Genomic DNA, 22,801 nt, shown 5'->3' with positions numbered 1-22,801 from the left:
TATGAAAAAATATCAACGCATGCATTTGATTTTTATCAGACAATACATCAAGCAAATCATGGAATACAAGGTCGATTTTGTGGTGGGCGTGTTAGGAGTTTTTCTGACTCAAGGCCTGAACCTCTTGTTTCTCAATGTGCTCTTTCAACACATTCCTTCCTTAGAAGGCTGGACTTTTCAAGAAATCGCCTTTATCTATGGATTTTCCTTAATTCCCAAGGGACTAGATCATCTCTTTTTTGACAATCTCTGGGCTCTGGGGCAACGTTTGGTGCGAAAAGGAGAGTTTGACAAGTACCTGACGCGTCCTATCAATCCTCTCTTTCACATCTTGGTTGAGACCTTTCAGATTGATGCCTTGGGCGAACTATTGGTCGGTGGAATTTTACTAGCGACAACAGTATCAAGCATTGCTTGGACTCTTCCAAAATTCCTGATTTTTCTAGTCTGCATTCCTTTTGCGACCTTAATCTATACTTCCTTGAAAATCGCGACTGCCAGTATCGCTTTTTGGACCAAGCAGTCAGGCGCCATGATTTACATTTTTTATATGTTTAATGACTTTGCCAAGTATCCGATTTCCATTTATAATTCGCTTCTTCGTTGGTTGATTAGCTTTATCGTGCCTTTCGCCTTTACGGCCTACTATCCTGCCAGCTATTTCTTGCAGGACAAAGACGGGCTCTTTAACATTGGTGGGTTGATGTTGATTTCCCTTGTTTTCTTTGTTATTTCTTTAAAACTCTGGGATAGGGGCTTGGATGCCTACGAAAGTGCGGGTTCGTAAGAGATAAGATAGGATGAGAGTTAAAAATTAAATATGTTACAAACAACCGTTGAAAATTATAGCGGTTGTTTTTGCATGTTTATTAAGGCATAAATTCTATCCATACCCCTTTTTGCGATTTTGGTAGTTATTCCAGTTAATTGCTACTATTTTTGATGGTGTGAATGTGCTGATAATGTATCCCAGTTAACTACGAAAGTTTTGGGTTTATATTTTTTAATGTACATTAAAAAAAAAATTAATGCGTGTTAATTTTTCTTGACTTAAAATTTTTTAATTGATATACTATTTTTCAGAGAGCTAACAATTATATATAAATGTACTACTCTATCCCACTAGATAATACGTCATAAAACTTTTTATAACAAAGGCTAGCAAGGTTAAAGTTTTCTATCTATTGGGTTTAAAATAAAAAATGAAGGAATTATAATGAAAAAAAGTACGGTATTGTCATTAACTACTGCTGCAGTTATTTTAGCAGCATATGCCCCCAATGAGGTAATTTTAGCAGATGCACCTAGTTCTGAAGATGCTTTAAGAATTTCTGATAAAGAAAAAGTAGTAGCAGATGCACCTAGTTCTGAAGATGCTTTAAAAATTTCTGGTAAAGAAAAAGTAGTAGCAGATAAAGAAACAGAAAAAAATGAACAATCTGAAGAACTTCATAATGTTATAGAAACTTCAAAGGATACTGAGGAGAAGAAGACAACAGTTATTGAGGAAAAAGAAGTTGTTAGTAGAAAGCCTAAGATAGACAAAAAAACTAGTAACGAAGGAGCAAGTATCAAAGAAGACTCCAATCAATCCAAAGGAGATGATGCGAACTCATTTGTAAATAAAGATACAGAAAATCCTAAAAAAGAAGATAAACTTGTCTATATTGCTGAATTTAAAGATAAAGAATCTGGAGAAAAAGTAATTAAGGAACTATCCAATCTTGAGGATACAAAAGTTTTATATACCTATAATACGATTTTTAATGGCGCTGCCATTGAAACAACTCCAGATAATTTGGACAAAATTAAACAAATGGAAGGTGTTTCGTCGGTTGAACGATCACAAAAAGTCCAACCAATGATGAATCATGCCAGAAAGGAAATTGGAGTTGAGGAAGCTATTGATTACCTAAAGTCTATTAATGCTCCATTTGGGAAAAATTTTGATGGTAGAGGTATGGTCATTTCAAATATCGATACTGGAACAGATTATAGGCATAAGGCTATGAGGATCGATGATGATGCCAAAGACTCAATGAAATTTAAAAAAGAAGATTTAAAAGGCACTGATAAAAATTATTGGTTGAGTGATAAAATCCCTCATGCGTTCAATTATTATAATGGTGGTAAAATCACTGTAGAAAAATATGATGATGGTAGGGATTATTTTGACCCACATGGGATGCATATTGCAGGGATTCTTGCTGGAAATGATACTGAAAAAGATATCAAGAACTTTAATGGCATAGATGGAATTGCGCCTAATGCACAAATTTTCTCTTATAAAATGTACTCTGACGCAGGATCTGGGTTCGCGGGTGATGAAACAATGTTTCATGCTATTGAAGATTCGATCAAACACAATGTCGATGTTGTTTCGGTATCATCTGGCTTTACGGGAACAGGTCTTGTAGGCGAGAAATATTGGGAGGCTATTAGAGCATTAAGAAAAGCTGGAATCCCAATGGTTGTTGCTACAGGTAATTTTGCGACTTCTGCTTCAAGTTCTTCTTGGGATTTAGTAGCCAATAATAATCTGAAAATGACAGATACTGGAAATGTAACACGAACTGCCGCACATGAAGATGCGATAGCGGTCGCTTCTGCTAAAAATCAAACCATTGAGTTTGATAAGGTTAACATTGGAGGACAAAGTTTTAAATACAGAAATATAGGAGCTTTTTTCGATAAAAATAAAATCCTAACAAATGAGGATGGGTCAAAAACTCCAAATAAATTAAAATTTGTATATATAGGCAAAGGTCAAGACAAAGATTTGATAGGCTTGGATCTTAAGGGCAAAATTGCAGTAATGGATAGAATTTATACCAAGGATTTAAAAGATGCTTTTAAAAGAGCAACGGATAAAGGCGCACGTGCCATTATGGTTGTAAATACTGTAAATTACTACAATAGAGATAATTGGACAGACCTTCCAGCTATGGGATATGAAGCGGATGAAGGGACTACTAGTCAAGTATTTTCAATTTCAGGAGATGATGGTGTAAAATTATGGAACATGATTAACCCTGATAAAAAAACTGAAGTCAAAAGAAATAATAAGGAAGATTTTAAAGATAACTTAGAACAATACTATCCAATTGATATGGAAAGCTATAATTCTAATAAACCGAATGTAGGTGATGAAAAAGAAATTGACTTTAAATTTGCAGCTGACACAGACAAAGAACTTTATAAAGAAGATATTATAGTCCCAGCAGGGTCTACATCTTGGGGGCCAAGAACAGACTTGCTTTTAAAACCGGATGTTTCAGCACCTGGTAAAAATATTAAATCCACTCTAAATGTTATCAATGGTAAATCCACTTATGGTTATATGTCAGGAACTAGTATGGCAACTCCAATCGTAGCAGCTTCTACTGTTTTGATTCGACCAAAATTAAAGGAATTGCTTGAAAGACCTGTCTTGAAAAATCTTAAGGGAGATGACAAAATAGACCTTACAAGTCTTACAAAAATAGCTCTACAAAATACTGCAAGACCTATGATGGATGCAACCTCTTGGAAAGAAAAGAGTCAATACTTTGCATCACCTAGACAGCAGGGAGCGGGGCTAATTAATGTTGCCAACGCTTTGAGAAATGAAGTTGTAGCAACTTTCAAAAATACAGATTCTAAAGGTTTGGTAAATTCATATGGTTCCATTTCTCTTAAAGAAATAAAAGGTGATAAAAAATACTTTACAATTAAGCTTCACAATACCTCAAACAGACCTTTAACCTTTAAAGTTTCTGCATCAACTGTAACTACAGATGCTCTAACTGATAGGCTAAAACTCGATGAAACATATAAAGATGAAAAATCTCCGGACGGGAAGCAAATTGTTCCAGAAATTCACCCAGAAAAAGTCAAAGGAGCAAATATCACATTTGAGCATGATACTTTCACTATAGGTCCAAATTCCAGCTTTGATTTAAATGCGGTTATAAATGTTGGAGAAGCTAAAAACAAAAATAAATTTGTAGAATCATTTATTCATTTTGAGTCAGTGGAAGAAATGGAAGCTCTAAACTCCAACGGTAAGAAAAGAAACTTCCAACCTTCTTTGTCGATGCCTCTAATGGGATTTGCTGGGAATTGGAACCACGAACCAATCCTTGATAAATGGGCCTGGGAAGAAGGATCAAAATCAAAAGCAATGGAAGGTTATGATGATGATGGTAAACCAAAAATTCCAGGTACCTTAAATAAGGGGATTGGTGGAGAACATGGTATAGATAAATTTAATCCAGCAGGAGTTATCCAAAATAGAAAAGATAAAAATACAACATCCCTAGATCAAAATCCAGAATTATTTGCTTTCAATAACGAAGGAATCAACGCACCTTCATCAAGTGGCTCTAATATTGCTAAAATCTATCCTTTAGATTCAAATGGAAATCCTCAAGATGCTCAACTTGAGAGAGGATTAACGCCTTCTCCACTTGTATTAAGAAGTGCAGAAGAAGGGGTGATTTCAATAGTAAATACAAATAAAGAAGGAGAAAATCAAAAAGACTTAAAAGTCATTTCGAGAGAACACTTTATTAAAGGAATTTTAAACTCTAAAAGAAATGATGCAAAGGGCATTAAATCTTCTAAGCTAAAAGTTTGGGGTGACTTGAAATGGGATGGACTCATTTATAACCCTAGAGGTAGAGAAGAAAATGCCCCAGAAAGTAATGACAAAAAAGATCCTGCTACTAAGATACGAGGACAATTTGAACCGATTGCGGAAGGCCAATATTTCTATAAATTTAAATATAGATTAACCAAGGATTACCCATGGCAGGTTTCCTATATTCCTGTAAAAATTGATAACACCCCTCCAAAGATTGTTTCAATTGATTTTTCAAACCCTGGAAAAATTAAGTTAATTACAAAGGATACTTATCACAAGGTCAAAGAGCAATATAAGAATGAAACGCTATTTGCGAGAGATCAAAAAGAACATCCTGAAAAATTTGACGAGATTGCCAACGAAGTTTGGTATGCTGGGGCCGCTCTTGTTAATGAAGATGGAGAGGTTGAGAAAAATCTTGAAGTCACTTATGCAGGTGAGGGTCAAGGACGAAATAGAAAACTTGACAAAGACGGAAATACCATTTATGAAATTAAAGGTGCAGGAGATTTAAGAGGAAAAATCATTGAAGTGATTGCATTAGACGGTTCTAGCAATTTCACAAAGATTCATAGAATTAAATTTGCTGATCATGCTGATAAAAATGGGATGATTTCCTATTATCTAGTAGATCCTGATCAAGATTCATCTAAATACCAAAAGCTTGGCGAGATTTCCGAATCTAAATTTAAAAATTTAGAAAATAGAAAAGAGGATAGTCTTAAAAAAGATACAACTGAAGTAGAACATCATCAAGAAAATGAAGAGGCTACCGAAGAAAAATCTAGCTTGACTATTCATAAAACAATTTCAACAATTAGAGACTTTGAAAGCAAAGATTTAAAGAAACTCATTAAAAAGAAATTTAGAGAAGTTGATGACTTTACAAGTGAAACTGGTAAGAGAATAGAGGAATACGATTATAAATACGATGATAAGGGAAATATCATTGCTTATGACGATGGTAGTGCCTTAGAATATGAAACTGAAAAACTTGATGAAATCAAATCAAAAATTTATGGCATTCTAAACCCATCTAAAGATGGACACTTTGAAATTCTTGGAAAGATCAGTAATGTTTCTAAAAATGCCAAGGTATACTATGGAAATAACTATAAATCGATAGAAATCAAAACGACCAAGTATGATTCCCATTCAAAAACGATGACATTTGATTTATACGCTAATATTAATGATATTGTGGATGGATTAGCTTTTGCAGGAGATATGAGGTTTTTTGTCAAAGATGATGGTCAGATAAAAGCTGAAACTAAAATTAGAATGCCTGAAAAAAATAAGGAAACTAAAGCAGAATATCCGTATGCATCAAGTTATGGGAATGTAATAGAATTAGGAGAAGGAGATCTTTCAAAAAATAAACCAAATAATTTAACGGACATGGAATCTGGTAAAATCTATTCTGATTCAGAAAAACAACAATATCTATTAAAGGATAACATCATTCTGAGAAAAGGCTATGCACTAAAAGTGACTACCTATAATCCTGGAAAAACGGATATGTTAGAAGGGAATGGAGTCTATAACAAGGAAGATATAGCAAAAATCCAAAAGGCCAATCCTAATCTAAGAGTTTTATCAGAAACAACAATTTATGCTGATAGTAGAAATGTTGAAGATGGAAGAAGTACTCAATCAGTATTAATGTCGGCTTTGGACGGCTTTAACATTGTAAGGTATCAAGTGTTTACATTTAAAATGAATGATAAAGGGGAGGCAATCGATAACGATGGAAATCTTGTGACAGATCCTTCTAAACTTGTATTATTTGGTAAGGATGGTAAAGAGTACACAGGAGAGGATAAGTCCAATGTAGAAGCTATAAAAGAAGATGGCTCTACGTTATTTATTGATGCAAAACCAGTAAATCTTTCAATGGACAAGAACTACTTTAATCCATCTAAAACTAATAAAATTTATGTACGAAATCCAGAATTTTATTTAAGAGGTAAGATTTCTGATAAGGGTGGTTTTAACTGGGAGTTGAGAGTTAATGAATCGGTTGTAGATAATTATTTAATCTACGGAGATTTACACATTGATAACACTAGAGATTTTAACATTAAGCTTAATGTTAAAGACGGTGACATCATGGACTGGGGGATGAAAGACTATAAAGCAAACGGATTCCCAGATAAGGTAACAGATATGGATGGAAATGTTTATCTTCAAACTGGCTATAGCGATTTGAATGCGAAAGCGGTTGGAGTACATTATCAATTTTTATATGATAATGTCAAACCAGAAGTAAAGATTGATCCAAAAGGAAATACTAGTATCGAATATGCTAATGGAAAATCTGTAGTCTTTAACATCAATGATAAAAGAAATAATGGATTCGATGGTGAGATTCAAGAACAACATATTTATGTTAATGGAAAAGAATACAAATCATTTGATGATATTAAACAACTAACAGATAAGACACTAAACATTAAGATTGTTGTAAAAGATTTCGCAAGAAATACAACCGTAAAAGAATTCATTTTAAACAAAGATACGGGAGAGGTAAGCGAATTAAAACCTCATACGGTGACTGTGACAATTCAAAATGGAAAAGAAATGAGTTCAACGATAGTGTCGGAAGAAGATTTTATGTTACCTGTCTATATGGGTGAATTAGAAAAAGGATACCAATTTGATGGTTGGGAAATTTCTGGTTTCGAAGGGAAAAAAGACGCTGGCTATGTTCTTAATCTATCAAAAGATACCTTTATAAAACCTGTATTCAAGAAAATAGAGGAGAAAAAGGAGGAGGAAAATAAACCTACTTTTGATGTATCGAAAAAGAAAGAAAAAACACAATCTAATTCAACTAATGATGTCAACAGTATTGTTTCTGATGAAAATGATAAAAACTTTGAAATTAACAAGAACATTTATCTAAATGAACAAGGAAACTTAACTAATAAAAATACCAACATCAATAGTAAATCAACTAGTAACAATCCTAATGAGTTGCCAAAAACCGGAACAGCAAGCGGAGCCCAGACACTATTAGCTGCCGGAATCATGTTTATAGTAGGAGCTTTTCTTGGATTGAAGAGAAAAAATAAAGATTAAGACAAAAGCTATAGAAAAAATGGTTTATGTACTGAGATTAGATAGTGAGGTGATGACATAGTTTTGTGAAAGTATTGATTTATAAATATATTATTTAGATTTCTATGAAAATGGGAGATTTAATAGAGATATATGTAAAAGCCTTGTCTCAGGACAGGCTTTTTCTAATGGAGATAAAAATTTCTTGACATCTATTCTCAGAGTGCTATACTAAAAGGGTAATCGCCGATTTAGCTCAGTTGGTAGAGCAACGCACTCGTAACGCGTAGGTCACAGGTTCAAGCCCTGCAATCGGCAGAATCAAGAAGTCCAAACGGGCTTCTTTTTTTGTAAATATAGGAAAGGTGGAACGTTTGAGATAGGTTCTATTTAACGTCAGAAACTCCTACTTATAAATTAAAACTAAAATTTATATTTTGTGGTATAATATATTTTAATAAGCACTTGTTTTCGTTCCGTTTTAGAGGACTATAGGCTGTTAATTATTCTAGAAATTTTTGCTTTGATTTTTTTAAAAAGTCATAAAAGTTCATGGATAGTAACGAATGAAGTCTCGCAAACTTGGCTGAATATAAATCAAAAAGGAGAAAATTATGAATAAGAAAGAACGGGAAAGACAATTTGAAGAGATTAACGGACGTAAGCGGTCAGAATCAAAGTTGACTCCAAATAAAAAAATAAAAATCTATATTGGCATAGCACTCGCTGTTTTAGTCACTCTTATCTTGGTAAGTATTTTCTCATATTTTCTGATTGTAAAGAAAGAGTCAAATCAAGCAACGTCTGCTGTTTCAACTACAGAGTCAACAAGTCAAGCGTCTACAAGCCAAGGAAAAACAGATGAGACTGATAAGGATAAACAAGAGGAAATTCAGAAACTCAAGGATCAACTGACTGCTTTAGATACCAAAATTACGGAAGCAGAAGCACTTGTTAGCAAGTTCAAGAAAGAAACTGCTGTTCCAAAATTAGATATTGAAGCAATCAAGAACAATGACTTGTCTAGTTTAGAAGGTACTTGGCGTAGTCAATCTGGTAATGAATACATTATTAATGATTCTGGAGAAGTACGTGCGACTTGGTTTACAAATGATCAAAAGTACGAATCTCTAGTTGGATTAAAGGTATCAAAAGGACAAGATAGTCGTAACCCTGAGACAGCGTCTATCAGTGCATGGGTAAAAGATTCTGTTGCTGGAGGATTTGTAGTAGTAGCTGTGCCAAGTGGAGTTGTTATGCAACCTGCTGATGACGGAAAGATTACGGATAAAAGCAACCATGCTGAGGAAAGACTACTTTCTGGGCAAGAGTATGGAGCGATGTTAATGAAACCAGAAAATGTTTATTATCGTGTGAAACCAGATACCAGTAAACTTGAGGAAGCAGAAAAGAACTTAGCTCAATTGCAAGCAGATCGTGAATCAATCAAATCTTCTCTAGAGTCAAAGGAAAAGAAAAACTAGATGGTATTCGTTCAAAAATACTGTTACAATCGGCAAAATCAAGAAGCTCTAATGGGCTTCTTTTTCTTTTGTTACAAATACTCAACCACTTAGACAGAGATATTGACCAGATAGGCAAAAGGGCTTGTTCTTGAAAAAATCCTCTGCTATAATGGTTCATGTAAGGGACGTGAGGGGTCAGTATCAGACAACTCAAGTCAATAAAAAAGAAAATGGAGACAAAAAAATGAAAAAATTATTGGGACTTGTATTTTTAGTAGCAGCAGCGCTAGTATTGTATTTCGGATCTGTTGGATGGCCAAGTTTGGATGTCAACCTCTGGTCACTCATTCCGGTAGGATTGTTCCTCTATTTCATGCTAGAAAACTTTTTGAAAAAAGACTACAAGACTAGCTTGATGTGCTTGATCATTGCCTTTATCATTGCAAATGCTATTTTTGATCTCTTGCCAATTTCAAGTGGTTTGGTGATTGGTGCCGGTGTGCTAGCTTGTGTAGGACTTGGCTACCTCTTTCCTGATAAGGATAAAAAAGAAGATAAATAAAAAGTCTCGAGATTTCTCGAGACTTTTTTTACTGACCAGCGTAATATTTTTGGATCCCTTTCACAATACCTGCGACCAGTTTATCTTGGTAGCGGCTATCTCTGATTTGTTGGTTTTCGGAGAAATTATCCATATATCCAAGCTCTAGGAGGACAGCTGGTTTGGCTGTTTCGCGTAGGACGGCATAGCTACTCTCCAACAGGCCAGCATCCTTGGCCCCTGTTTCTGCTAGAAGAGAGGAGTGGATGGCAGCGGCGAGGCGTTTGCTTTCACTCATACGATCTGGGTGATTGTGCCAGTATTTATTAATCTTACTTGGATAATCAGGTTCATCGCTATAGGAGTAGGTTTGAATACCGCTCGCTTTTGAGTAGGTATTACCAGTAGCGTTGAAGTGAATACTGATAAAAATATCAGAGTTGGTCTTATTAACCATACGAGAACGTTCGGTAACAAAATCAACGTCAATATCACTATCACGAGAAGTGAGGACCTTGTAGCCTAGTTCTTCTAACTTAGTACGAAGCTTACGGTAAATCTGCATGTTGAGATCTTTTTCAGCTACATTGTAGTAAAAGGCACCTGAATCTCGACCACCATGCCCAGGATCTAGGAAAATGGTATTGCTGTATAGGCCTTTTGTAAATCCGCCTTCAGTTGAAACTTCAGAAATCCATTGGCCGTATTTTTGGAACAGGTGTTCCTTACCGTCTATCTTGTAAGTTCCTGAAACATAATGTCCATTATCATCTAGGTAGTAGCGTGCTTTGTCAGAGTTATCGTAAATCCATTCGCTCTTTGCCATGTAACCACCTGACTTGAGGTAGTATGCTCCAATCCACTCCTGATTTGCATAACGGCCATCCGCTTTTAGATAGAACCAGCTCTTGTAGGCTTTATCGAAGATCCACTCATTCTCCGCCATGGCTCCACTGGTTTTGAGGTAGTAGCTTTCTTTCCATTTGTCTGCTAGCATCCCACCATTCTGGTCAAATGAGTACCAGGAACCCTGAATCTTTTGCCAGTTTTCTTGGACATATCTCCCTGACCCGTTTGCATAGAACCAAGTATCCTTGATTTTGACCCAGTTGTTTTCTGCCATAGCTCCACTCTGGTTGAAGAGGTAGCCCTTGAAGGTTGTCGCACTCAGCATTCCACCGTCTTTGTCAAAGTAATACCAAGAACCGTTGATTTTCTCCCATTTATCCTGTGAGATTTTTCCAGAAGGAGCGACATAATACCAAATTTGGTCTAATTTAGTCCAGCCCTTTTCTGCCATAGCTCCGCTTTTTGTGAGAAGATAGCCGTCAACGGCGGTGTTGCTGAGCATGCTTCCAGTTTGGTCAAAATAGTACCAGGAGCCGTTAATTTTTTTCCAGGTGTTCTGAGCTAGTCGTCCAGAGGAATCAGCATAATACCATTGATTGTCCAGTTTGGTCCAGCTATTTTCTACCATAGCCCCATCTTGGTCAAAGGCATAGCCTTTGTAGATAGTAGAATGAAGACGATTACCATCTTGATCGAAGTAGTACCATTTGCCTTGGATTTGTTTCCAGTTCAAAGCAGGTTTATCATCTTGGTAAAAACGCCAGTGGTGATTTTCTTGGTACCATCCTTCTTTTTTGGGCTTGTCTTCTTGCACATTTACTTTCGGAAGAACTTCTGATTTAGAGTTTTCCTCAACACTCGATTCTTTCTTTTCTTCTTTGGCAATTGCTTCCTTGACAGCAGATGTGGATTGAGTTGTGTTTTCTTCTCCTAAGACGGATGCGGGTGCTAATCCTGCGATTGAAAGGATTAAAGCACTGGTCAGTAGTATCTTTTTCACTTTCTATTTCCTAACTTTTTCTTTTTCTCTTTTTCATTTTTCCTATTAATTATCGAATTGAACTTCTTCTAGTAAGTATTCGATAAAGCGTTCGCCCATCTTAGACAGGCTGGTTTTTTCATGCTGGATATAGACTAGTTCAATCGGGTCGTCGATGTCCAACGGAATGGAAACGATATTGTCCCCGTTGAGGTTACTGTTCAAAATTCCTGTTGCAATGGTGTAACCATCCAAACCAATCAAAAGGTTAAAGAGGGTGGCACGGTCACTGACAACAATGGATTTCTTGTGGTGCTCTTGTGAAAGAATCTCCTCTGAAAAGTAGAAGGAGTTGTGCGTCCCCTGGTCGTAACTCAGATAAGGAAAGTCTTCCAAATCAGCCAGTTTGACCTTGTCTTTTTTAGCTAGAGGGTTGGTCTTGCTGACAAAGATATGGGGTTGAGCGGTAAAGAGGTGGTGCGCTAGCAGGTGATTGTCATCTAGCATTTTCGTTAAAACATCGCGGTTGTAGCTGTTTAAAAAGAGGACACCGACCTCGCTACGGAAATTCTTGACATCGTCGATAATCTCCCAAGTCCGAGTTTCACGAAGGAAGAGCTCGTATTTTTCCATATCACTTTTCTTGAGCAGAGAGACAAAGGCATTAACTACAAAAGCATAGTGCTGAGAGGAAACGCTGAAAAGTTCGCGGTGGGCGACAGGATTTTTATAGCGTTCCTCCAGAAGCTGGGTTTGCTCGACAACTTGACGGGCATAGGAGAGAAACTCCATCCCATCACGGGTCAAGGTAATGCCCTTGGGATTGCGGATAAAGATTTCAATACCCATTTCATTTTCCAAGTCTCTAACAGCATTAGAGAGACTGGGTTGGGTGATAAAGAGCTGCTTGGCCGCCTCATTCATAGAGCCAGTTTCGACGATTTTGATAATATAGTGTAGTTGTTGAATTCTCATGTTTTTATTGTACCATACTTGCGGAAGAATGGGCAATGAAGACGAAGAAAATAGGGGGAAAGAGCCTGTCCAGTATTGAAAAAAAGTCTAGAATCTGCTAAAATGGAAGCTATGAAAACATTCTATGATGTGCAGCAATTTCTCAAACAGTTTGGCATTATTGTATACATGGGGAAGCGCTTGTATGATATTGAACTGATGAAGCTCGAACTCTCTCGGATCTATGATGCAGGTCTGATGGACAAGCTAGACTATCTAGAGGCGGAAGCTGTTCTTCGTAGAGAGCACAAGATAGAATTAGACTACATAGAGAAAAATGGAGATAAGAACTTATGACAATTTGGGTTTTGTGGGGAATCGTACTAGCGATGGCGGCATGGATGGGTTATAACTACCTTCGTATTCGTCGTGCGGCTAAGATTGTGGATAATGCAGAATTTGAAGCCTTGATTCGAAAAGGGCAATTGATTGATGTCCGTGAACCAGCAGAATTTCACAGAAAACATATCCTCGGAGCTCGCAATATTCCTTCAAATCAGTTGAAGTCAAGCCTTGCAGCCCTTCGTAAGGATAAACCTGTCCTTCTCTACGAAAACCAACGCGGACAACGAGTGACCAATGCAGCACTTTATTTGAAGAAACAAGGTTTCTCTGAGATTTATATCCTTTCTTATGGATTGGATTCTTGGATTGGGAAGGTCAAGACTAGCTAAGATTCTGTAAAAAACTGTCGAATGATAGATAAAGCTAGCATTTTATGGTATCATCATTTATATTAAATTTAAGGAGATTTTGTAATATGAATTCACAACAAAAGAAAAAACCTTCACTTATTTTAGGTATCTTATCTATCGTCCTTGGTTTGCTATCGCCAATAGTGGGTCTGATTTTGGGGATCATAGGATTGGTCTTGGCTTTTTCATACCAAAAAGAATCTGGACTAGACTATAAAACAGAAAAAATTCTCAATATCGTAGGACTTGTAATTTCTGTACTTAACTGGATTGCAGCCATCGCATTAGTTTTTAGATAAGTAAAAACAAAAAAAGCTTTAAACATAAAGCTTTTTTCTTTTATCCACTTTTCTCTAAGTAGTTTTTAATGATTTCCGATTCCTCTGGATTCAAGGGGCGGAATTGCCCTTCTGCTAGTTCTGGGTCTAATGTAAAGTCACCGAAATGGACTCGTTTTAGGGCAGTCACCTTGACACCGACTGAGAGGAACATTTTTTTGATCTGATGAAACTTCCCTTCTGAGATGGTGATGGAGGCATGGCTCTCTGATGGGCTTGAGGACAGAATTTCAAGCTGAGCTGGTTTACAAGTGGTCCCATCTAAAAAGACAATCCCATCTTTGAATTTTTGGATATGGTCTGACGTGAGCGGTCCGTTTACTACCACTTGATAGAATTTATCGACATGGTACTGGGGATGAAGGAGTTGGAATCCTAAAGGTCCATTGTCTGTCAAAAGGAGGAGTCCCGTCGTATCGCGGTCTAATCTGCCAACGGCATAGAGCTGGTCAGACTGGCCGTCAGGTGGGAGGAGATCCATGACGGTTGGGAGTTTCTTATCCTTGCTGGCTGTAACGACTCCATTTGGCTTATGAAGCATGAGGTAGGTGTGCTCGTAGCCTTGGATTTGCCGTCCTTGAAAGACTAGTTTTTGCAATCCTGTATCAACATTTTGGGCGAGGGAGCGAGCTGGATAATCATCCACTAGGATTTCTTTTTTTAACAGAGCCTGTTTCATAGCCTTGCGACTGACCATTTCTTGGGCTAATAATCTATCTAAACGCATACCAGCTTATCATATCATAAGTCTCTGACTTTGAAAAGAGTTGCCTTGACTAGAAAAGCAGAGTGAAAACATTTACACTTAGCTGAACTGTGATTTTTGAATGAGACTGTGGTATAATTGTTCAGTTAGAAATAAAAATTTAAATATTAGAGGAAATCATGACAAAATTAAGAGAAGATATCCGTAACATTGCGATTATCGCCCACGTTGACCACGGGAAAACAACCCTCGTTGACGAATTGTTGAAACAATCAGAAACGCTTGATGCACGTACTGAATTGGCAGAGCGCGCTATGGACTCAAACGATATCGAAAAAGAGCGTGGAATTACAATTCTTGCCAAAAATACTGCTGTAGCATACAATGGCACACGCATCAACATCATGGACACACCAGGACACGCGGACTTTGGTGGAGAAGTGGAGCGTATCATGAAAATGGTTGATGGTGTTGTCTTGGTCGTAGATGCCTACGAAGGAACAATGCCACAGACTCGTTTCGTATTGAAAAAAGCCTTGGAACAAGACCTTGTCCCAATCGTGGTTGTTAACAAAATCGACAAACCATCAGCTCGTCCAGCAGAAGTAGTAGACGAAGTATTGGAGCTCTTCATTGAGCTTGGTGCAGACGATGACCAGCTTGATTTCCCAGTGGTGTATGCTTCAGCTATCAACGGGACTTCTTCATTGTCAGATGATCCAGCTGATCAAGAAAAAACAATGGCGCCAATCTTTGATACCATTATCGACCATATCCCTGCTCCAGTGGACAACTCAGATGAACCTTTGCAGTTCCAAGTCTCACTTTTGGACTACAATGACTTCGTAGGTCGTATCGGTATCGGTCGTGTCTTCCGTGGTAGTGTGAAAGTTGGGGACCAAGTTACCCTTTCTAAACTAGATGGTACAACGAAGAACTTCCGTGTTACAAAACTCTTCGGTTTCTTTGGCTTGGAACGTCGTGAAATCCAAGAAGCTAAAGCAGGTGACTTGATTGCCGTATCAGGTATGGAAGATATCTTTGTTGGTGAGACGATTACACCGACAGATGCAGTTGAGCCTCTTCCAATCCTTCACATCGATGAGCCAACGCTTCAAATGACCTTCTTGGTAAACAACTCACCATTTGCTGGTAAAGAAGGTAAATGGGTGACTTCTCGTAAGGTAGAAGAACGCTTGCAAGCAGAATTACAAACAGACGTTTCCCTTCGTGTTGACCCAACGGACTCACCAGATAAATGGACTGTCTCAGGACGTGGAGAATTGCACTTGTCAATCCTGATCGAAACCATGCGTCGTGAGGGTTATGAACTTCAAGTATCTCGTCCAGAAGTTATCGTAAAAGAAATCGACGGTGTTAAATGTGAGCCATTTGAACGTGTGCAAATCGATACTCCAGAAGAATACCAAGGTTCTGTTATCCAAAGCCTTTCTGAACGTAAGGGTGAAATGTTGGATATGATTTCAACTGGTAATGGTCAAACTCGTTTGGTCTTCCTTGTTCCAGCGCGTGGTTTGATTGGATACTCAACTGAGTTCTTGTCAATGACTCGTGGTTACGGTATCATGAACCATACCTTTGACCAATACTTGCCATTGATTCCAGGAGAAATTGGTGGACGTCACCGTGGTGCTCTTGTTTCTATTGATGCTGGTAAGGCTACAACATACTCAATCATGTCTATCGAAGAACGTGGTACAATCTTTGTCAACCCAGGTACTGAGGTTTACGAAGGAATGATCATCGGTGAAAACTCTCGTGAAAACGACTTGACAGTTAACATCACTAAGGCCAAACAAATGACAAACGTTCGTTCAGCTACTAAGGACCAAACAGCGGTTATCAAGACACCTCGTATCTTGACCCTTGAAGAGTCTCTTGAGTTCTTGAATGACGATGAGTACATGGAAGTAACGCCTGAGTCTATCCGTTTGCGTAAGCAAATCCTTAACAAGGCAGAGCGTGAGAAAGCTAACAAAAAGAAAAAATCAGCTGAATAAGAGCTAGAAAGAGATAAAGATGGTCTATTTAATCATAGGGATACTCTTATTACTACTCTATGTATTTGCGACACCCCAAAGTATCAAAGGAACAGTCAACATCGTTATCTTGGTCTTTGTAGTTGTTGCTCTCTTGATTTTGCTGATGTTGTCCATCTTGCAAATCTTCCAATTACCGACAGAATTCTTTGTCACAATCGCCATGCTGGCTCTAGCCTACTTTAGCTTGAGAGACATTACGCTTATGCCTGTAAAAAAGAGCAAAAGAAGATAAATAGAAAGAGAGCTATGGCTCTCTTTTTCGATGTCAGAATGAGGATTAGAGCATTTTCGTTTAGTATTATTTCCATAAAAATGGTAAAATAGTAGGAGTAGAAATGGAGTTTGAGACATGAAAGTAATCGATCAATTTAAAAATAAGAAAGTCCTTGTTTTAGGTTTGGCTAAGTCTGGTGAGTCTGCGGCCCGTTTGCTAGACAAGCTGGGTGCTATTGTGACAGTAAATGATGGCAAGCCTTTTGAGGAAAATCCTGCTGCTCAAAGCTTGCTGGAAGATGGGATCAAGGTTGTCACTGGTGGGCATCCTTTGGAGCTCTTGGATGAAGATTTCGCTCTGATGGTGAAAAATCCAGGTATCCCGTATAGCAATCCCATGATTGAGAAGGCTCTGGCAAAGGGGATTCCAGTCTTGACTGAGGTGGAATTGGCTTATTTGATTTCAGATGCGCCAATTATCGGTATTACTGGTTCAAATGGGAAAACAACCACAACGACGATGATTGGGGAAGTTTTAACTGCTGCTGGTCAACATGGTCTCTTATCAGGGAATATCGGCTATCCTGCTAGTCAAGTGGCTCAAACTGCGACAGCCAAGGACACGCTCGTCATGGAACTTTCTTCTTTCCAACTGATGGGTGTTCAAGAATTCCATCCTGAGATTGCGGTTATTACCAACCTCATGCCCACTCATATTGACTACCATGGTTCTTTTGAGGAGTATGTGGCAGCTAAGTGGAATATCCAGAACAGGATGACAGCGGATGATTTCCTTGTATTGAACTTTAACCAAGACTTGGCAAAAGAATTGGCTAGCAAAACACAAGCCACTGTTGTACCATTTTCAACACAGGAAAAGGTTGATGGAGCTTATCTGGAAGATGGTCAACTCTACTTCCGTGGAGAAGTGGTTATGGCAGCTAGTGAAATCGGTGTTCCAGGTAGCCACAATGTAGAAAATGCCCTTGCGACCATTGCTGTAGCCAAGCTTCGTGGTGTAGACAACCAAACCATCAAGGAAACTCTTTCAGCCTTTGGTGGTGTCAAACACCGTCTCCAATTTGTGGATGAAATTCAGGGTGTCAAATTCTATAACGATAGCAAGTCAACCAATATCTTGGCTACTCAAAAAGCCTTGTCAGGATTTGACAATAGTAAGGTTATCTTAATTGCAGGTGGTTTGGACCGTGGCAATGAGTTTGACGAATTGGTGCCAGATATTACTGGGCTCAAGAAGATGGTTATCCTCGGTCAGTCTGCAGAACGTGTCAAACGGGCAGCGGATAAGGCTGGTGTGGCTTATGTAGATGCGACAGATATTGCTGATGCGACCCACAAGGCTTATGAGCTCGCGACTCAAGGAGATGTGGTTCTCCTCAGTCCTGCCAATGCTAGCTGGGATATGTATGCTAACTTTGAAGTACGTGGCGACCTCTTTATCGACACAGTAGCGGAGTTAAAGGAATAATATGAAAAAAATTGTCTTTACAGGTGGGGGGACGGTTGGACATGTCACCCTCAACCTTTTGTTAATGCCTAAGTTCATCGAAGACGGTTGGGAAGTTCACTATATTGGTGATAAACACGGGATCGAACACCAAGAAATCCTCAAGTCAGGCTTGAATGTGACCTTCCACTCCATTGCGACTGGGAAGTTGCGTCGCTATTTCTCTTGGCAAAATATGCTGGACGTCTTCAAAGTTGGCTGGGGAATTGTCCAATCCCTCTTTATCATGTTACGACTGCGTCCACAGGCTCTTTTTTCAAAGGGGGGATTTGTCTCTGTACCGCCGGTTATCGCAGCGCGAGTGTCAGGAGTGCCTGTCTTTATTCACGAATCGGACCTTTCTATGGGATTGGCCAATAAAATCGCCTATAAATTTGCGACGAAGATGTATTCAACCTTTGAGCAGGCTTCAAGTTTGTCTAAGGTTGAGCATGTGGGGGCGGTGACCAAGGTTTCAGACCAAAAAACTCCTGAACCAGATGAATTGGTGGATATCCAAACCCACTTTAATCCTAAATTGCCAACCATATTATTTGTCGGAGGTTCTGCAGGAGCTCGTGTATTTAACCAATTGGTGACAGATCATAAGCAAGAACTGACCGAACGCTACAATATTATCAATCTCACTGGAGATTCTAGCCTCAATGAGTTGAGTCAAAATCTCTTTCGTGTTGATTATGTGACGGATCTCTATCAACCCTTGATGGAGATGGCAGATGTGGTGGTAACGCGTGGCGGTGCTAATACGATTTTTGAACTCTTGGCCATGGCGAAACTCCATCTCATCGTACCATTGGGTCGTGAAGCAAGTCGAGGAGACCAGATTGAAAATGCAGCTTATTTTGTTAAGAAAGGCTACGCAGAAGAACTTCAAGAAAGTGACTTGACCTTGGAAAGCTTGGAGGAGAAACTGAGTCACTTGCTTAGTCACAAGGATCAGTACCAAGCTAGCATGAAAGCTTCGACTGAATTGAAATCTCTTGCAGATTTTTACGATCTATTAAGAAAAGACCTAGCATAAGGAATATCAATGTCAAAGGATAAGAAAAAAGAATCAAACCCCAAGCAAGAATTGTCTGAATGGCAGAAACGAAACCAGGAATACCTGAAGAAGAAGGCTGAGGAAGAAGCTGCCCTAGCTGAAGAGAAGGAAAAGGAAAAACAAGCTCGTAAGGAAGCCAACTCGAAACTACTGGAGGAATCCAAGAAATCATCGAGTGAGTCAGTTGAGGAAGCCTCAAGTCCAAGCAAGGAACCATCCGAAAAAGAAGAAAAATCTCAAAAGGATGACCGGAAAGTCAAAGAGGAAAAAGAGAAGAAGAAACCAGAGAAACCAGAAAAACCTGCCAAGCCTAAAATTGCGCCTGTTCATATTTGGCGAGCTGTGAGTATCTTGGTACCCAGTGTCCTGGTCCTCCTTCTTTCAGTCTATCTATTGACTCCACTTTCGACCATCAAAAATATCGAGGTTAAGGGAAATAGTAACACGCAGGCGGATGATATCAAACAGGCTTCTGGAATTCAAGATAGCGACTATACTTTAGCCCTATTGTTGGATAAGGAAAAATACGCTGAGCGAATCAAGTCCAATCATTGGATAGAATCAGCGAAGATTAACTATCAATTTCCGACTAACTTTACGATTGAGGTTAAGGAATTTGATATTGTTGGTTATTATGTGTCTGGTGAAGAACATTATCCTATTCTTTCTAGTGGTACAGTAGAGTCAACTCCTGTTGATCGCTTAAACTTGCCTGAGACTTATCTGACAGTTACCTTTAACGATGAGCAGCAGGTGAAAGAGCTGATAACGGGATTGTCTACTATCAGTGAGGATATCAAGAGTCAAATCCAGAAAATCGAATTAGCGCCGAGCAAGGCAACAGCAGATCTTTTAAAAATTACCATGCTGGATACAGATGAGGTTTTGGTTCCCCTATCAGAATTGAGCAAAAAATTACCTTATTACAGCAAAATCAAGCCACAATTGTCAGAACCGAGTGTAGTCGATATGGAAGCTGGAGTATACAGCTATACTATAGCAGATAAACTGATAGAAGAAGCTGAGGAAAAAGCCAAACAAGAGGCCAAGGAAGCTGAGAAGAAAAAACAGGAAGAAGAAAAGAAAAAACAAGAAGAACAAGGAAATCAAAGCCAAACGAGCCAGCAATCACAGAGTCGTTAGACTAACTTTTCCTCTTAATTTTGAATGGTATAGAAGTCTAGTTTCGAGTTTTTGCTTGACAAGTCCTACTATAAATAATAGAATAGAAAAAAACCTTTAAAGCAGTCCAGAGAGGCAGCTAAGGTTAGACGGTGAAAGGGTGGAGACTACCCATTTTTCGTGGAACCTTGCTGTTGGCAGGTTCCTTTTTTCGTGGTTTATTTTTGACCATACTCTCTTGCTCGTAAAGGTAAAAGGAGAAAGGTATGCGTGAACATCGTCCAGTTATTGCTCTTGATTTTCCTAGTTTTGAGGCAGTCAAGGAATTTTTATCTCTTTTCCCAGCAGAAGAAAGTCTTTATCTAAAAGTAGGGATGGAGCTTTATTATGCGGAAGGTCCAGAAGTTGTCCGTTATTTGAAGTCACTGGGGCATAGTGTCTTTTTGGACCTCAAGCTACATGACATTCCCAATACAGTCAAATCTGCCATGAAGGTCTTGTCTCAGCTTGGTGTGGACATGACCAATGTTCATGCTGCAGGTGGTGTGGAGATGATGAAAGCTGCGCGTGAAGGTCTGGGGACACAAGCCAAATTGATCGCTGTGACCCAGCTGACATCAACGTCGGAAAGCCAGATGCAGGATTTTCAAAATATCCAAACCAGCCTGCAAGAGTCTGTGATTCACTATGCCAAGAAGACAGCTGAAGCGGGCTTGGATGGTGTCGTTTGCTCGGCTCAGGAAGTGCAACTCATCAAGCAGGCTACCAATTCAGATTTTATCTGTTTGACACCGGGAATCCGTCCAGCGGGAGCTGCGGTTGGGGACCAAAAACGCGTCATGACGCCAGCGGACGCTTATCAAATCGGTAGTGACTATATCGTAGTAGGACGTCCCATTACCCAAGCTGAGGATCCTGTTGCAGCTTATCATGCTATCAAGGATGAATGGAACCAAGACAGAAATTAAAGAAATAGATTATAAAAACAAAAGGAGAATACTATGACACTTGCTAAAGATATCGCTAGCCACCTCTTGAAAATCCAAGCCGTTTACCTCAAACCAGAAGAACCTTTCACTTGGGCATCAGGTATCAAATCGCCGATTTATACTGACAACCGTGTGACGCTTGCCTATCCAGAAACTCGTACCTTGATTGAAAATGGTTTTGTGGAAGCTATTAAAGCAGAATTTCCAGAAGTAGAAGTGATTGCAGGAACTGCGACAGCAGGAATTCCACACGGAGCTATCATTGCTGACAAGATGAACTTGCCTTTTGCCTATATCCGCAGCAAACCAAAAGACCACGGAGCTGGTAACCAAATCGAAGGTCGTGTAGCTAAGGGGCAAAAGATGGTAGTGGTTGAAGACCTCATTTCAACGGGTGGGTCTGTTCTTGAAGCCGTAGCAGCTGCTAAACGCGAAGGAGCCGATGTTCTTGGTGTCGTAGCGATTTTCAGCTACCAATTGCCAAAAGCTGATAAGAATTTTGCGGATGCTGGTGTAAAATTGGTGACGCTTTCTAACTACAGTGAACTCATCCACCTAGCCCAAGAAGAAGGTTACATCACACCAGAAGGACTTGCTCTCCTAAAACGCTTTAAAGAAGACCAAGAAAATTGGCAAAATTCCTAAAACATAGAAAATCAGGTAGTCACAAGGATTACCTGATTTTTTATTTTTGGAAAGTATTAGTCGACTTTTCCACCTTCAACAACTAGATCATCTGCTTTAGCAGCGTCACCGTAGGTTGGGTGAAGTGTTTTTTCATAAGCTTTGTGGAAGAAGTTTTCTTTACCTAATTTTTCAATTTCTTGGTTGATGTAGTCAAGAAGTTCTTGATTACCCTTTTGAACTGCTGGCGCAATAGTATCTGGGTCACCGAGGGAAGAAATTCCTACTTCAAATCCTTTATTTTCGAGAGCCCAAGCTAGGACTTCCGTATTGTCAGTAGAGAAGGCATCTCCACGTCCGTCAAGAAGGGCTTGGTAGGCATCGCTATATTGGTCGTATTTTTGGAGTTTTACTTCTGGGTGATTTTTTTCAAAGTAAGTTTCAGCAGTCGTTCCTTTTGTGACAATCAAGGTTTTGCCTTCTAATTCTTTAACGTCTTTGATGACTTTATCTTTTGGAGACACGACACCGAGAGAAACTTTCATGTAAGGAAGGGCAAAGTCAACTTGTTTCTTTCTTTCGTCAGTAACTGTGAAGTTGGCAAGTGTGATATCCACCTTGTTTGAAATCAAGTATTCCGCACGGTTGGCAGCATCAACAGAGACGTATTTAACCTTTACACTAAGGTCTTGTGCCAGTTGGTTCCCGAGTTCAATATCGTAGCCTTGGTAAGAACCGTCGTTGTCAACATAGCCAAATGGTTTTTTGTCTCCAAATACCGCGATTCGAAGCTCACCGCTTTTTTTGATTTCGTCGATAGTGCGGGCCTTGGCGGTTGTTTTTCCTGATGAAGCATCAGAACTTCCACCTGAGCTACAAGCTGTGACAAAGATAAGCGCAAAGGCTAGGGCAAAAACAGTTAGAATTGGTTTGAGTAGTTTCATAAAA

At 38.9% G+C, this 22,801-nt stretch carries 18 protein-coding genes and 1 tRNA gene; 15 read left to right on the top strand and 4 right to left on the bottom strand.

What is annotated here, in order from left to right:
* Nucleotide 1 precedes the first annotated feature (1 nt).
* The 5 genes from HMPREF2991_RS02485 (at nt 2) to HMPREF2991_RS02465 (ending at nt 9,712) form a co-directional block, all read left to right on the top strand.
* Nucleotides 2-787 (top strand): ABC transporter permease, encoded by a 786-nt coding sequence (locus HMPREF2991_RS02485; protein WP_049520929.1) that lies wholly within the window; start codon nt 2-4, stop codon nt 785-787.
* A gap of 429 nt (nt 788-1,216) precedes the next feature.
* Complete coding sequence (locus HMPREF2991_RS02480) at nt 1,217-7,705, top strand: S8 family peptidase (RefSeq protein WP_042902555.1); 6,489 nt, start codon at nt 1,217-1,219, stop codon at nt 7,703-7,705.
* A gap of 224 nt (nt 7,706-7,929) precedes the next feature.
* A tRNA-Thr gene (locus HMPREF2991_RS02475) sits at nt 7,930-8,002 on the top strand.
* Nucleotides 8,003-8,298: 296 nt separating this feature from the next.
* Nucleotides 8,299-9,168 carry a DUF6287 domain-containing protein gene (locus HMPREF2991_RS02470; protein WP_049477932.1) on the top strand — a complete coding sequence of 290 codons (870 nt, stop codon included), beginning with the start codon at nt 8,299-8,301 and terminating at the stop codon, nt 9,166-9,168.
* A 226-nt stretch (nt 9,169-9,394) separates the two neighbouring features.
* On the top strand, nt 9,395-9,712 hold the full coding sequence (locus HMPREF2991_RS02465) for a LiaF transmembrane domain-containing protein (RefSeq protein WP_070569104.1): 318 nt from the start codon (nt 9,395-9,397) through the stop codon (nt 9,710-9,712).
* A gap of 28 nt (nt 9,713-9,740) precedes the next feature.
* On the opposite strand, the gene HMPREF2991_RS02460 is transcribed toward HMPREF2991_RS02465, so the two are convergent.
* Nucleotides 9,741-11,540: an N-acetylmuramoyl-L-alanine amidase gene (locus tag HMPREF2991_RS02460; protein WP_070683350.1), complete on the bottom strand. Its 1,800-nt coding sequence runs from the start codon at nt 11,538-11,540 to the stop codon at nt 9,741-9,743.
* 45 nt (nt 11,541-11,585) lie between these two features.
* On the bottom strand, nt 11,586-12,494 hold the full coding sequence (locus tag HMPREF2991_RS02455; RefSeq protein ID WP_001222584.1) for a LysR family transcriptional regulator: 909 nt from the start codon (nt 12,492-12,494) through the stop codon (nt 11,586-11,588).
* A gap of 102 nt (nt 12,495-12,596) precedes the next feature.
* Between HMPREF2991_RS02455 and HMPREF2991_RS02450 the strand changes: the two genes are divergently transcribed.
* The 3 genes from HMPREF2991_RS02450 (at nt 12,597) to HMPREF2991_RS02440 (ending at nt 13,527) form a co-directional block, all read left to right on the top strand.
* The gene (locus HMPREF2991_RS02450; protein ID WP_044135604.1) at nt 12,597-12,830 is read left to right on the top strand and encodes a YqgQ family protein; all 234 of its coding nucleotides are present in this window, start codon (nt 12,597-12,599) and stop codon (nt 12,828-12,830) included.
* The gene (locus HMPREF2991_RS02445; protein WP_070569096.1) at nt 12,827-13,207 is read left to right on the top strand and encodes a rhodanese-like domain-containing protein; all 381 of its coding nucleotides are present in this window, start codon (nt 12,827-12,829) and stop codon (nt 13,205-13,207) included. The genes HMPREF2991_RS02450 and HMPREF2991_RS02445 overlap by 4 nt, the downstream gene beginning before the upstream one ends.
* An 86-nt stretch (nt 13,208-13,293) precedes the next feature.
* Complete coding sequence (locus tag HMPREF2991_RS02440) at nt 13,294-13,527, top strand: hypothetical protein (RefSeq protein ID WP_070569094.1); 234 nt, start codon at nt 13,294-13,296, stop codon at nt 13,525-13,527.
* Between the two features lie 40 nt (nt 13,528-13,567).
* Here HMPREF2991_RS02440 and HMPREF2991_RS02435 read toward each other — a convergent pair whose 3' ends face one another.
* Nucleotides 13,568-14,293, bottom strand: coding sequence for a 16S rRNA pseudouridine(516) synthase (locus HMPREF2991_RS02435; protein ID WP_070569091.1), 726 nt, complete (start codon nt 14,291-14,293; stop codon nt 13,568-13,570).
* A 158-nt stretch (nt 14,294-14,451) separates the two neighbouring features.
* Between HMPREF2991_RS02435 and typA the strand changes: the two genes are divergently transcribed.
* The 7 genes from typA (at nt 14,452) to pyrE (ending at nt 21,874) form a co-directional block, all read left to right on the top strand.
* Nucleotides 14,452-16,293 (top strand): translational GTPase TypA, encoded by a 1,842-nt coding sequence (gene typA, locus HMPREF2991_RS02430; RefSeq protein WP_000164119.1) that lies wholly within the window; start codon nt 14,452-14,454, stop codon nt 16,291-16,293.
* A 19-nt stretch (nt 16,294-16,312) separates the two neighbouring features.
* Nucleotides 16,313-16,567 (top strand): DUF3165 family protein, encoded by a 255-nt coding sequence (locus HMPREF2991_RS02425; protein WP_000262660.1) that lies wholly within the window; start codon nt 16,313-16,315, stop codon nt 16,565-16,567.
* A gap of 117 nt (nt 16,568-16,684) precedes the next feature.
* Nucleotides 16,685-18,037, top strand: coding sequence for a UDP-N-acetylmuramoyl-L-alanine--D-glutamate ligase (gene murD, locus HMPREF2991_RS02420; RefSeq protein ID WP_070569088.1), 1,353 nt, complete (start codon nt 16,685-16,687; stop codon nt 18,035-18,037).
* Between the two features lies 1 nt (nt 18,038).
* Entirely contained in the window at nt 18,039-19,097 is a 1,059-nt protein-coding gene (locus tag HMPREF2991_RS02415; protein WP_070569085.1) for a UDP-N-acetylglucosamine--N-acetylmuramyl-(pentapeptide) pyrophosphoryl-undecaprenol N-acetylglucosamine transferase, read from the top strand.
* 9 nt (nt 19,098-19,106) lie between these two features.
* Entirely contained in the window at nt 19,107-20,261 is a 1,155-nt protein-coding gene (locus HMPREF2991_RS02410) for a cell division protein FtsQ/DivIB (protein ID WP_042902545.1), read from the top strand.
* Between the two features lie 245 nt (nt 20,262-20,506).
* Nucleotides 20,507-21,208 (top strand): orotidine-5'-phosphate decarboxylase, encoded by a 702-nt coding sequence (gene pyrF, locus HMPREF2991_RS02405; protein WP_042769050.1) that lies wholly within the window; start codon nt 20,507-20,509, stop codon nt 21,206-21,208.
* 33 nt (nt 21,209-21,241) lie between these two features.
* Nucleotides 21,242-21,874, top strand: a complete 633-nt coding sequence (gene pyrE / locus HMPREF2991_RS02400; RefSeq protein ID WP_042902544.1) for an orotate phosphoribosyltransferase — start codon at nt 21,242-21,244, stop codon at nt 21,872-21,874.
* A gap of 56 nt (nt 21,875-21,930) precedes the next feature.
* Here the strand turns inward: pyrE and HMPREF2991_RS02395 are convergent, their stop codons facing one another.
* Nucleotides 21,931-22,797 (bottom strand): cysteine ABC transporter substrate-binding protein, encoded by an 867-nt coding sequence (locus tag HMPREF2991_RS02395; RefSeq protein WP_070569081.1) that lies wholly within the window; start codon nt 22,795-22,797, stop codon nt 21,931-21,933.
* Nucleotides 22,798-22,801 lie beyond the last annotated feature (4 nt).

This window comes from Streptococcus sp. HMSC072D07, assembly GCF_001814835.1.
In the GTDB taxonomy this organism is placed as follows: Bacteria; Bacillota; Bacilli; order Lactobacillales; family Streptococcaceae; genus Streptococcus.
The sequence above is the reverse complement of the archived record's forward strand: the minus strand, read 5'-3'. Positions and strand labels throughout refer to the sequence as shown.